This window comes from Flavobacterium sp. DSP2-3-1, from assembly GCF_049896865.1.
Classification (GTDB): domain Bacteria; phylum Bacteroidota; class Bacteroidia; order Flavobacteriales; family Flavobacteriaceae; genus Flavobacterium.
Window position 1 is genome coordinate 1 of record NZ_JAFCVD010000003.1, and the last position, 13,165, is coordinate 13,165.

The 13,165-nt window shown below is 34.1% G+C and carries 11 protein-coding genes and 2 pseudogenes; 9 read left to right on the forward strand and 4 right to left on the reverse strand.

Going from position 1 to position 13,165, the window contains the following annotated elements:
• A pseudogene (locus tag ACP7AT_RS04025) lies at positions 1-112 on the forward strand (IS30 family transposase); the annotation flags it as partial.
• A gap of 163 nt (positions 113-275) precedes the next feature.
• Here the strand turns inward: ACP7AT_RS04025 and ACP7AT_RS04030 are convergent.
• Complete coding sequence (locus tag ACP7AT_RS04030) at positions 276-830, reverse strand: 1-acyl-sn-glycerol-3-phosphate acyltransferase (RefSeq protein WP_426063067.1); 555 nt, start codon at positions 828-830, stop codon at positions 276-278.
• Positions 831-891: 61 nt separating this feature from the next.
• Between ACP7AT_RS04030 and ACP7AT_RS04035 the strand changes: the two genes are divergently transcribed.
• Complete coding sequence (locus ACP7AT_RS04035; protein WP_426063068.1) at positions 892-1,557, forward strand: spermidine synthase; 666 nt, start codon at positions 892-894, stop codon at positions 1,555-1,557.
• Positions 1,558-1,662: 105 nt separating this feature from the next.
• The gene (locus ACP7AT_RS04040) at positions 1,663-2,373 is read left to right on the forward strand and encodes a potassium channel family protein (RefSeq protein ID WP_426063069.1); all 711 of its coding nucleotides are present in this window, start codon (positions 1,663-1,665) and stop codon (positions 2,371-2,373) included.
• Here the strand turns inward: ACP7AT_RS04040 and kdsB are convergent, their stop codons facing one another.
• Positions 2,374-3,099 (reverse strand): 3-deoxy-manno-octulosonate cytidylyltransferase, encoded by a 726-nt coding sequence (gene kdsB / locus ACP7AT_RS04045; RefSeq protein ID WP_426063070.1) that lies wholly within the window; start codon positions 3,097-3,099, stop codon positions 2,374-2,376.
• Between the two features lie 500 nt (positions 3,100-3,599).
• Positions 3,600-3,984, reverse strand: a pseudogene (gene tnpA / locus ACP7AT_RS04050) (IS200/IS605 family transposase).
• 869 nt (positions 3,985-4,853) lie between these two features.
• Here tnpA and ACP7AT_RS04055 point away from each other — a divergent pair.
• The 6 genes from ACP7AT_RS04055 to pgl all read left to right on the forward strand — a co-directional run bounded on the left by ACP7AT_RS04055 (position 4,854) and on the right by pgl (position 11,059).
• Positions 4,854-5,795: an AraC family transcriptional regulator gene (locus ACP7AT_RS04055; RefSeq protein ID WP_426063071.1), complete on the forward strand. Its 942-nt coding sequence runs from the start codon at positions 4,854-4,856 to the stop codon at positions 5,793-5,795.
• Positions 5,796-6,067: 272 nt separating this feature from the next.
• Positions 6,068-6,634: a 6-phospho-3-hexuloisomerase gene (hxlB, locus tag ACP7AT_RS04060; protein WP_426063072.1), complete on the forward strand. Its 567-nt coding sequence runs from the start codon at positions 6,068-6,070 to the stop codon at positions 6,632-6,634.
• A 45-nt stretch (positions 6,635-6,679) separates the two neighbouring features.
• Positions 6,680-7,321: a 3-hexulose-6-phosphate synthase gene (hxlA, locus tag ACP7AT_RS04065; protein ID WP_426063073.1), complete on the forward strand. Its 642-nt coding sequence runs from the start codon at positions 6,680-6,682 to the stop codon at positions 7,319-7,321.
• Positions 7,322-7,393: 72 nt separating this feature from the next.
• A complete protein-coding gene (gene gndA, locus ACP7AT_RS04070) occupies positions 7,394-8,800 on the forward strand; it encodes an NADP-dependent phosphogluconate dehydrogenase (protein ID WP_426063074.1) in 1,407 nt (468 codons plus the stop codon).
• Between the two features lie 17 nt (positions 8,801-8,817).
• On the forward strand, positions 8,818-10,362 hold the full coding sequence (gene zwf, locus ACP7AT_RS04075; protein ID WP_426063075.1) for a glucose-6-phosphate dehydrogenase: 1,545 nt from the start codon (positions 8,818-8,820) through the stop codon (positions 10,360-10,362).
• A complete protein-coding gene (gene pgl, locus ACP7AT_RS04080; protein WP_426063076.1) occupies positions 10,346-11,059 on the forward strand; it encodes a 6-phosphogluconolactonase in 714 nt (237 codons plus the stop codon). Before zwf ends, pgl begins: the two co-directional genes overlap by 17 nt.
• 490 nt (positions 11,060-11,549) lie before the next feature.
• On the opposite strand, the gene ACP7AT_RS04085 is transcribed toward pgl, so the two are convergent.
• Positions 11,550-12,971, reverse strand: coding sequence for an ATP-dependent DNA helicase (locus ACP7AT_RS04085; RefSeq protein ID WP_426063077.1), 1,422 nt, complete (start codon positions 12,969-12,971; stop codon positions 11,550-11,552).
• Between the last annotated feature and the right edge of the window lie 194 nt (positions 12,972-13,165).

The window sequence follows — 13,165 nt, forward strand, 5'->3', positions numbered from 1 at the left end:
TCCAGAGAGAATTATAGAAATACAAGAGAAATTAAACAATAGACCAAGAAAAAGATTTAATTTTGAAACACCTAATTATATGTTTAATCAAAAAGTTGCATTTATAACTTGAATCCTGCATTTTAAATTTGAAGACAAATCTATTTACCAAGAACAAAAATTAAAGTTACACCTGCTTCGGCTCTTATTTTAATTAGAGCAGAAGCAGCTGAAGCCGTTGGATAACGATAAGTGGAAGCGTATCCAACTTTATTTTTTTTTAAATAATATAACATTTATTCAAATGAATATCCGTTTTCCCGGATTTTGCCTTTTACACCTTTATAATGTTTCTTCAGAATAACCATATCACTTTCATAATCGCCTGAAGGTAAAACTGGATTTCCTAAATTCACTTCTTTTCTTCCAAAATCAAATGTGATCGGAATTATAGGAACATTTGCTTTTAAAGCGATGTAATAAAATCCTGTTTTAAGTTTGGTAACTTTTTTACGAGTTCCTTCAGGAGCAACAGCCAAACGAAAAATTTCTTTTTTTTGAAAAATAGCCGCAATAGAATCGACTTTGTTCAAACCTCCTGAACGATCCAGTGGTTCTCCGCCCATATATCTAAAATAAAATCCGAAAGGAAAACGAAACAATTCCTTTTTACCCACCCAGTTCATTTCTAACTCGGTTATTCCTCTGATAAAAATTCCCAGATAAAAATCCTGCGCACTCGTATGCGGCATAACCATAATCACACATTTTTTGATATTTGCATCAATACCTCCAACTATTTTCCAACCCATGAGCCTGAAAAATATCCATTTGTAAAATTGTTTTTTCATTCTTTCTTATTTCGGGCAAAATAAATTATTTAAATCTTATTTTTGGGTAAAACCAGCTCTAATGATTAAAAAAATATTCAGTTATCTCATTCCAATTAAAATTTATGAAACGAAATCTGTCTTAAGTAAATCGATTGAAGTGACTTGGACTAATGGAGAACTAGTTTTGGATTCTGAAAATGCCAATTATTCTTACGGCAGTTTACAACGTATTTTGCGGTTAGGATTAAAAAACATTGGTTATGAAAAAATAGTTCCAATGAATCATATTTTAGTTTTGGGAGTTGCCGGCGGAAGCGTTATCAAAACATTGGTTGATGAAATAAAATACAAAGGAAAAATTACCGGAGTTGAAATTGACCCCGAAATAATTAAAATAGCCAACACCTATTTTAAATTAGATGAAGTGAAAAATCTTGAAATTGTAATTGATGATGCTTTCGAATTTGTTTTGAAAACTAAAACCAAATACGATTTAATTATTATTGATATTTTCCAAGATACCACAATGCCCAATTTTTTATTTGAAACTTTTTTCACCAAAAGAGTTTGCTCGCTATTAAAAAATTATGGTTTTATCCTTTTCAATACAATGTTACTGAATGAAAGTCAAAATCTAAGGAATAAAAAATACGTCTCCGACTTTTTTATAAGTCAATTTCAAATAAAAACCATACCTAGAGTTGAAATTCATAATGAATTGATTGTAATCGAAAAATTAAATTAAATAATGAACCATGAAATGTTCTTTCTGAAAATTTGCAATCCAATAGTCTTGAAGAAACACAATAATTTTGTACTCTTACATAGCGTTATTTAATACTCTGATGGAATGAAAAAAATTGTAAAAAAATTGCTTCTAGGGAAAACGTCACAGGGTTTTCAACCAAAATTTAATCCGGTTCAAAAACGAATACAAAATATTCAATCCATTTGGAATAATGAACATCAGGAAGACAATGGAATTGAAAAAATAGTGCGTTTGATCCTTGCTTGCTCCCAATTGCTTTTTCCCGGAATTTACATTAAATATTGGGCCAGTAAAAAAGGAGTCGAATATCAGGTTTTAGCTTTGGATTTCTATGTTTTACTCAAAGTGGTTTTTCCGATAGTGATTTTAGTAAATCATTGGCAAAGCCATATATGGCTCATTTGGATTCTTGTTTATGTATTTTTGGAAACTGTTTTTTACATTCCTACATTAATTTTTGCTTCTGATTTATTTTCAAAACCACGTTCGTACAAGAGATCAATGTTGTTGCTTTTCTTTAATTATTTAGAGATTGCATTTGCTTATGCCGTTTTTTATTCAATTGAAAGCTACATGAACAAACCTTTTTTTCATTGGTTTGATGCAGTTTACTTTAGTATCGTAACATCCTCATCTATTGGTTATGGTGATTTTTATCCTATCACCACAATTGGGAAATTTCTAGTAACTACACAAGCCTTATTGTTTCTGTTTTTTATTGTACTTTTCTTGAATTTCTTTTCCACCAAAGTAAAAACGAAAGGCTATTTCGATCACGATAATCTAGAATAATTACAGCATTTTCATGGCTTTTTCTAAATCTTCCGGAGTGTCAATTCCGATTCCAATATGAGTTGTTTCCACCATTTTTATTCGTTTTCCAAATTCTAGGTAACGCAATTGTTCCAGTTTTTCGGATGCTTCCAAAGATTGCATAGGCAAACTGTAAAAATCTAATAAGGCTTGTTTTCTAAAAGCATAAATCCCGATATGTTGCATGTATCGTACGCCCACATTTTTCTCTCTTGGATACGGAATTACCGAACGCGAAAAGTACAAAGCGAATCCATTTTGATCCACAACCACTTTTACATTATTGGGATTGTTGATGTCGTCTTCATTTGTAATTTCACGCATCAAGGAAGCCAAATCTACTTTTTTGTCCAAATCATTTCTAAAAACTGCAATGACTTTTACCAAAGGTTCCGAATCAATAAACGGTTCATCTCCCTGCACATTAATTACAATATCAACGTCCATATTTTCGACTGCTTCTGCAATTCGATCACTTCCTGATTCGTGTTCTTTGATACTTTTGATGGCTTTTCCGTTGTGAGAAACGATTTCGTTATAAATTAAATCCGAATCCGTTACCACAAAAACATCGTCAAATAATTGCGTGTTTACGGCGGCTTCATAAGTTCTTAAAATAACCGTTTTACCTCCCAAATCCTGCATCAGTTTAGCTGGAAATCGTGTTGAAGCGTAACGGGCGGGAATAACTGCTATTATTTTCATTTTTATACGGAATTGCTGAAGCGCTAAGGTAATATGATTTTTTTATTTTACTAATAAATGCGTTCGGTCTTCATCCATTTATTCTGTTACGAATTCATTTTTTATTTTTATTCTTAAAAAAAATCCGAAAAAACCATTTATGATCATAAAACTGCAACTATTTTAAATATCGCCAAAAATAATAAAATAAAAAATAATTAACAAAGTACATACTTTCAAAAATAGTTCTTTTTATCAATAATCAATGCTACCTTGCTTGAAAACCATACGAATTGATGAATTTAAAATAACCTTCAAGTAAATCAAACACTGCGATCTATTTATCAATTCATATTCGTTGCTATCTGCACCAATCGAAAAATAGAGAATCGAAAAATGTAGCGGTCTTAATAGTGTAGCCAAAATTTAATCGTAAAAAAAATATCCTCTTTTAATTAAATAAACCACTTCGGACTGTAGATCCATAAATTTGGTTAGTAGTCGTAAAGTCTGCACGGTTGTTAGTATTCAATTATAAAGTTGTCATTATAATTCTCATGCGGGTTTCTGTGATGTTCCAAATATTGATTTACCATTACATCTGTAAAATTACTCGTACTCCAACATCCAAAACATACAGACTAAAAATGACAACCCCAATATCTTTTTTTTAGATGTAGGAATTCAATTTGTAGTTTTCATTAAGAACGCCCTTTCAATAATTTAACCAAAGTGCTTAAATCTTGGGAAAGTCGATATTCAATAAGCATTTGGACATGATCTTTTGACACTACTTCTTTTAATAGCTGAACGCCTTCCCCTTCACATATTTGTATCAAAATAGTTCCATCGCATTTTAATATCCCCTTGCAAAACTCTATACTTATACTTTATGGACCAAACGATATGAACGGTTAAACTTGATACTTTAGTTTATTTGTTCTTTGAAAATCCATATTTCAGATGTACATTTTTAGAAGCTAATAGCGAAAAGCACTAAAGTGCATAGTTTTAATTTTTTTAGGACCAATAAATCTAAAGTAGTTACTGTTTCAAACACAAATGACGATTTTGATATTGCCCGAGTTTGTAAAGAGCTAAATGTGGTTTCCTTAATGCAAAAACCCATTACAAAGGAATTCCTCGATCGAATTATACCCTAAAAAAATTTCTTTTTGAAACGTCGTGAAACCACGAAAAGAAATAAAAAACTGCTGAAATATGTTCTTTTTCAAAAGATTAAATTATTAAAAATCAAATTTTATTATAGTTAAATTAAACTTTTTTACTATTTTTTTTACCTAAAAAAACAAAAGTCAGATACAATTCGAATTTAAATTATTTTTTATCAGAATGCTTGTTCTTGATTCACTTTTTACCTCTGACTTTCTAGTTCCCCATTGTTATTTTTTGTTTTAATGATAACAATGAACCATTACATTTATCTGATAACCGGTTGTCCATTTACGCTGGAATCGAGTGATCAATGAGGTTATTTTTCCAAATAAGGTGTAAAATATAATTCCTTATTAATAACTTAAGAACGGCAATAAATCAAGTTGTAGCTTAATTTTAGACTCAATTATTCCCGTAAAATTAAGAAAAGTGTATCTTTGTGAATTACTGTTTTACGCAAATTCATTGCCACTTCTTTTTTCTGATATTAAACCTTGATTATAAATATAGTAACGAAATGTAAGCAGAAAAATAATTATATTGAATTTACTAAATTATCGTTGCGAGTATTACGGCACATGAAATTTTTATAAACTTGATTGATTAGAGTTGGTAATTTAAGCGCGATATGCACTTATATAAAAAAATATTCTATGCATTTAAAGAGGTTAGAGATCAAGAAAAATATTCAAAAAACGGATGATAAAAATTTGTCATTCCGAGTTTTTGACCTCGGGACGGCAAGTCTACAAGATTATTTGAAACCACATAAAAAAGATCATTTTTGTATTATACTAGTAGAGTCTGGAACTAGTAAAGTACATATTGAAGACAAAATATATTTATTAAATTCAGGAAAAATAGCCGTTATATTTCCGGATCAAATTCACTTTTTGTCTAATCTGAGTACTGATTTGACAGGTAAAATTATATTATTTGAAGAAGTATTGTTTTGTTCGGATATATTAAAAAATGAGCTCAGTGCTTATAATGTTAACCTATCGGCACATCTAAATTGTACGGCACTATCTAGCCTTGAATTTGAACAAGTGCTTCCAATTATAAAAAACATACAGGATATTTACAACGCCCCCAGCCTTGTCAAAAAAGAACAGGCGCGTTTTTATATCAAAATTTTCCTTTTAGGACTTATAGAATCCATTCATGGTCAGCATCCTGTTCTACATCATGATGCGCAAGGACCAAACCAACAAACATATATTGACTTTAAAAAACTTTTGAACCATCACTATAAAAGCGAGCGTACCGTACAATACTACGCCTCAAAACTGGCTATCAGTACTAAAAAGCTCAATGCTTTAAATAAAAATTATTCTGGCGAAACGGCTATAAATGCTATCCACAACCGAATCCTGATAGAAATTAAAAGACAATTATTATTTACGGATCTCTCACACAAAGAAATCGCCTTTGACCTTGGATTCAGTTCCCCGTCTGCACTTAATAAATTTGTAAAAGCAAAACTAAAGGAAACCCCAACCGACCTACAAAACGGACTGGCGCAAATTTATACCGCATAGTCTTGTTTATATAACACCCTACCCTCCCTGTTGCTATATCTTTGCATCAGTAATTAAGACTATTAAAAAAGACTTATTGCTGTTGCTAAAAGCGATTCTAGTTTATCTATTTAGTTTAATGCTGTTTAGGAGGAAAATAAAGGTGTCCTGTACTTTCAATTACGCTATACCCAAAAGAAAACACTCGAGAACAGCATGCTAGAATTACTCACTCGTATTGCTATGAATTGGAATATTTAAAGGAACGCATGACTTTACTTAAATAAAACAAAATGAACACGGATACTTTTACAAACAATAATCTACTTGCTATTTTAGAGGAAAATAGACAACTGGCAAATCAGATAAATCCTCAACAAATAAAGGTTTTGGTTCACGAAATTAAAGCAGCCAAACGAATTTTTGTTATGGCAGCTGGCCGGAGCGGACTTGCATTAAAAATGGCAGCAATGCGGTTCATGCATGTAGGATATACCGTATTCATTGTAGGAGAAACCAATACACCTGCTATTTTAAAAGGAGATTTACTTCTTCTCGCATCGGGTTCGGGAACTACTGCTTCCGTACTGTCATCAGCTGAGAAAGCGAAGAGTCAACAAGCTACTGTTATCGCTATTACTGCCGATGCAAAAAGCAAATTAGCCGTATTGGCAGACGCTATTATATTAGTAAATGCTGCAACAAAAACAGACTTCGGTGTTTCCGTTTCTAAACAATATGCGGGCAGCCTTTTTGAACAGTTTACATTATTAGTGTTAGAAAGTGTTTTCATGACCCTATGGCAAGAATCTGGTTTAACGAAAGAAGAACTATGGCCCAAACACGCCAACCTGGAATAACGATTTTTATATTACTTATTATTAATTTTTTTTATACATTTAGACATGACAAAATTACAAGTCGCAATTGATTTACTTACTACAGAAGCAGCATTAGAATTGGCACACAAAGTAGCACCTTACGTGGACATTATAGAATTAGGCACACCGCTAATTAAATCAGAAGGCCTTAAAGTTGTAACGGCAATGAAAGCCGCTTTCCCTGACAAATTGATTTTTGCAGACATGAAAATTGCTGATACTGGTTTCTTAGAAGCAGAGATCGCATTTTTAGCAGGAGCAGATTTAGTAACAGTTATGGGTGCTGTAGATAATGCTACTATACAAGGAGCGGTTGAAGCTGCAAAAAAACACGGTAAAAAGGTAGTAGTTGATACTATTGGAGTTAAAAACAGAGTAGAAAGAGCTCAAGAGGTAACTGCATTTGGAGTTGCTTTTGTAGAGTTACATGCTGGTCTTGACGAACAAACATTAGCTGGATACTCTGTACAAACACTAATCAGTGAAGGAAGACTAGCAAAAGTTCCCTTTTCTGTTGCAGGTGGAGTTAACATCGATACAATCAAAGATGTTGTAGCTGCTGGTGCTGATGTAGCTGTTGCAGGGGGTGCCATTTATGGTGCTGAAGACCCAGCTGCTGCTGCTAAAGCATTAAAAGATGCTATAAACAGTGTAACTGTAGCGTAATTAATGGATGAAGGCTGGGATTTATTTATAAATTCCAGCCTTTTTTTGCAATAATAAATTTAGATACTAATTATGAAAACATTCGATTTTGGTATAGTTGGCCTAGGGGTCATGGGTCGTAATCTGCTGTTAAATATGGCCGACCAAAAACATGCTGTGGCAGGCTTGGATTTGGATACGGAAAAAGTGTTGTCCTTAACACAGGAAGCTAATCCCCAACACCAAATTAAAGCCACAACAGAAGTAAAAGAGTTTTTAGAACTTCTTAAACAACCAAGAGCTATTATGATATTAGTACCTGCAGGAAAGCCTGTAGATACTGTCATTCAAAGCCTATTGCCCCACCTAGATAAAGGAGACATTATTATCGATGGTGGAAATACCTATTTTACTGATACCGACCGTAGATTTACAGAATTATCAGCCAAAGGAATTCACTTTTTTGGAATGGGTATCTCCGGTGGTGAAAAAGGAGCGCGATTTGGCCCGAGCCTTATGCCCGGCGGTAATAAAGAAGCCTATGAAAGACTAAGACCTATTTTTGAATCGATAGCAGCCAAAGTGGATGGCGAACCTTGTGTCGAATATTTAGGCAACGGATCTGCGGGTAACTACGTAAAAATGGCTCATAACGGAATTGAATACGGTATTATGCAGCTTATTTCAGAGGTTTACGATCTTATGAAACGCGGCTACGGATTAGACGATTCTACAATTCAAAAAGTATTTGAAGACTGGAATGACACTGAACTTCAATCCTACTTAATTGAAATTACAGGACATATTTTAAAAAAAACAGATACTGACGGACAGAAGCTTATAAATGTGATATCCGATTGGGCAAAATCTAAAGGGACCGGAAAATGGACTTCCCAAAATGCCATGGACTTAGAAGTACCGCTTCCCACTATCGATGCTGCCGTTTCAATGCGAAATATGTCTAAAAATAAGCCGGAAAGAATTGAGGCTTCCGCGAAATTAGTTTGGAATGCAGAACAAGGTAACACTGATCTGCCTTCGGCTGTAGAAGCACTAGAAGGAGCTCTACATTTTTCTATATTAATAACCTATGCACAAGGATTAGCATTATTAACAAAAGCTTCACAAGAGTATAATTATGACCTGAACCTTGAAACCATTGCCAAGATTTGGCGTGGTGGATGTATTATTCGTTCTGTAGTGCTTGAAGATTTCCGCCAGGCTTACGCCAAAAATGGAGAACTAAAAAACATATTGCTCGATGATACTATTGCAAAGGCCGTAAACGAGAATCAATCCAGTATTAGGTCTACGGTACAATTTGCAGTTCAAAAAGGGATACCTATTGCGGGCTTAATGAATTCTTTAGCTTATTTTGATGCTTATCGATCTGAAAAACTTCCTACTAGTCTTATACAGGCGCAGCGCGACTACTTCGGGGCACATACTTATGAGCGTATCGATACTAACGGTATATTCCACACAGAGTGGAATGACTAAATTTTAAATGGAACAAAATGAATAATGTCAATACTATAAAGCCCACCATCATTGTTGTTTTTGGGGCAACGGGCGACTTAGCAAAAAGAAAGCTTTTTCCAGCTTTTTATAATCTTTACCTTGATGGTCGCATGCCAGAAAAGTTTAAAATCTTAGCGTTAGGAAGAGCAGAGAGAAGCGATACATTATATAGAGACCATGTAAGCGAGAACCTGACGGAGTTTTCCAGAAATAAAATAGCTTCAACAGAAGCCTATCAACAATTTGCTACTCATATCAATTATTTGCAAAATGATATAGATCAAGAGGAATCATATCAAGTACTAAAACAAAAGTTGGACGCTATTGATTTGTCTTTTGGCGAACGTGCCAACAGACTTTTTTACTTGTCAATAGCGCCATCTTTCATTGAAACAATCACAAACAATATAAAGAAAATGGATCTTGCTGCTAATCCTGCACAGGACCGTATTATTATTGAAAAACCTTTTGGATACAACAAAAGTTCTGCAGTACTGCTAAATGAGCTATTATCAAAAACTTTTAAAGAGGAACAGATATACCGAATAGACCATTATTTGGGTAAAGAAACGGTGCAAAATATCCTAGCTTTCCGCTTTGGAAATTCAATGTTTGAGCCGCTTTGGAACCGTAACTTTATTGATTCTGTCCAGATTACTGTTGCAGAAGAAGTTGGGGTTGAAGATCGTGGCGGGTTTTATGAAGATGCCGGCGCACTTCGGGATATGATACAAAATCACTTAATGCAAATTTTAACTATGGTAGCGATGGAAGCTCCAACATCATTGCAAGCAGATGAAATCAGAAACCGTAAAGCTGACGTTTTAAAAGCGATACGTCGTATAACTCCAGAAGAAGTAAAACATTACACGGTGAGGGGTCAATACGATAAGGCATCAATAAAAGGAAAATCAGTACCCGGATATTTGCAAGAAAAGGGAGTTGGGGCCAATTCTAACACAGAAACATTTGTAGCCATGAAATTTTATCTTGACAACTGGCGTTGGCAAGGTGTTCCCTTTTACGTTCGAACAGGCAAAAGAATGAAAGAAAAACAATCTTCGATCGTTATACAATTTAAGCCGGTACCCCATTCTACCTTTTCTTTTGGAAAAGAAGGTATGATGCCTAACCGTTTAATTATAAATATTCAGCCTGCAATGGATATTAGGCTGCAGTTTATGACAAAAAAACCTGGCCTGTCACTTTCGCTAAAACCTGCAGAGATGGTTTTTGATTATTTTTCATGTTCCACTCAATCACCTGAAGCTTATGAAACATTAGTATTGGATGCTTTGCTGGGAGACCCTACTTTATTCATGCGTTCAGATCAGGTTGAAGAAGCATGGGATGTAGTAACAACCATTCAGGAAGCTTGGGAAAACGATAAGTTTTCAAGTTTGTATAAATATGAAGCCGGGGGCTGGGGTCCTGAAGAAGCAAATAAATTACTTGCCCGTCAGGGACATGAATGGGCATCAAACTCGCTTAATGACGAAGAATTAAAAGAAAAAGAAGTAACAGATGGTAAGTATTTTTAATAATAAAGAAAAAATAACACCCCACGCAGCCAATATATTTGTTGCTGCGGCACAAAATGCAATACAGAAGCGGGGCCGCTTTTTGGTAGCGCTTACTGGCGGTTCATCGCCTGTATCACTATACAAGCTTTTGGCAACATCCCAATACAAGTCCAAGATAGATTGGGAAAATGTTTTTATTTTTTGGGGTGACGAACGCTGGGTGGCGCTTGATGATGAACGCAGCAACGCGAAAATGTCATCGGACTACCTGCTAAATCATGTTGGCATACCAAAAAGCAACCTATTTCCAATGTATAAGGAAGGTTTTGCACCGGAGGAATATGCTTTGGAATATGAAAAATTGATAAAGAGTTTTACAGGAGATCATGGACAATTTGATTTAATCTTATTAGGAATGGGCGATGATGGACATACCGCTTCACTATTTCCCGGTGAAGCCGTATTGCATGAAAATAATAAATGGGTATCGGCCTATTATCTCGAGTCGCAAAATATGTACCGAATAACCCTAACTGCGCCTTTCATTAACAAAGCGAAGGAAATTGTGGTAATAACTTTCGGAGAAAGTAAAGCACATGCGTTAAACGAAGTTTTATATGGCGATTATAATCCTGAAAAATATCCTACGCAACTTATTAAACCTTTAGATGGAAAATTGTTGTTCTTGACCGATCAGGCTGCGATAAATAGATAAAGATAATTTAGATATGCAAACAAATACTGCGCATTCAGCTAAACTATATATGTGTCATTAACTTAATTTTGTGAATTGAGTGTTAAAATATAAATTTTATAAAAGCAGCTGCAATTTTGCCTTACAGATGTAGTGATAATCCTCTTGAGGATCTAACTCTACCTGTTTTTTGAATATTTGTTTTTTTAATCAACCAATTAAAAAGAGATTCTACATGCTGTCTGACTTTAAACACTGCTGTCGAACACAAGTCGTTTGGAGCTTGATCTCTATTTCTAATTTCTTGACATTCTCCTTTAACTGCTTTAACAGGAGTCATCATTACAAAGTTTTTTTCTTACTCAAAATGGGAGAAAAACGCTTTGTTTTGATAGATTTTATCACCAAAAAAGAATTTATTTCCTTAAGTTAACCTTATTTTTATTAACACAGTTAAATCATTGAAAGATCCGAGGCTAATTTGTTTCTCCTCGGGAATAGAAATATTGTATCATTCGACAAAATTCTCATCTTTAAAACCGATCAAATATAATTTATTTTTAGCTCGGGTCATTGCGGTATACAACCAGCGAATGTAATCTCTATTGATTCCGTCCGGCAAATAAGGTTGTTCAATAAAAACTGTATTCCATTGACCGCCTTGTGATTTATGACACGTAATTGCATACGAGAATTTCACTTGCAGGCCATTGAAATATTCGTTGGCTTTTACTTTTTGGAACTGATTGAATTTGGTTTCGCCTTCATAATCTTTCAACACCTCCTGATACAATCTGTTTGATTCTTCATAAGTCAACGATGGCGATTCACTTTTTATAGTGTCCATCAGTAATACCGTTTCAAATGGAATCTGATTAGGGTAATCAATCATTCTAATTTTTACTTTGGCAAACTTAAAACCATACAATTCTTTAATATTGAAAATTTCCAACACTTCAATAATATCACCATTGGCAATAAAACCCGCTTCATCCGAATCTTTCAACCAAAAATAATTGTTCTTCACCACCATCAGGAAATCTCCTGTGGAAAGTTCGCTTTCTTTATCAAGGATTTTGGTTCTGATTTGCTCATTATATTGATTCGCTCTTTTATTGGAACGAACAATAAAAGCAGTATCTTCTATACTATAATTGCTGTAGGCGGAATTGATGGCATCCTGAATATCATACCCATCGGTCAACCGCACAATATCTTTAAATTTTTTGACATCAAATTTGAATTCATCGATAAAGGAATCTTTCAATAATTCTCGAAGTTCGGTTGCGTTATGCAAAATTCCGGAATTTTCTTCCTGACGCATCACTTCATCTAGCTCGATATGTTCTACTTCCTTATCATAATTCATTCCCAAAGTGCGAATGTCCAAAGCGGGACTAATATCTAAATTTACCGGTGGCAACTGAGCGGTATCTCCCAGTAAAATCATTTTGCAATTCGTTCCCGAATATACATAAGAAATCAAATCATCGAGCAACGAACCATTTTCATACAGCTTCGAATCCGAATTCGTATCTGAAATCATAGACGCTTCATCAACGATAAAAATCGTATTCTTGTGTTTGTTTTGCTGCAATGTAAACGAAACGCCGCCACCGGAAGATTTCTTGGGAAAATAGATTTTTTTATGAATTGTAAAAGCAGGTTTGTTCGAATAATTAGCAATCACTTTTGCCGCACGACCTGTGGGCGCTAATAAAACATATTTTTTATTGATGTCCAATAAACTATTTACAATCGTGGAAATCACGGTTGTTTTTCCCGTTCCCGCATATCCTTTTAAAACAAAAATGGTTCTATTGTCGGTTTCGGTTAAAAAAATTGCTATTTTTTGAAAAAAAATATCCTGTTTATACGTGGGTTGAAAAGGAAACTTTTTTTGTAAAAGACTATAAAACAGGGAGGAATTCATTTCGTGTTATTTGGATGCAAAGTAAAGAATGTTTTTTCAATTTTAATGTCAATAGCAATTTCAATTTTCAATTACTGCCATTGAATTTTGCTATTGTCATTCCCATTATCATTGCTATTATCATTACTGTTGTTATTGTCATCGCAATTGAATTTTGCCATTGAATTTTGCCATTGCAATTGTTATTGATTTTT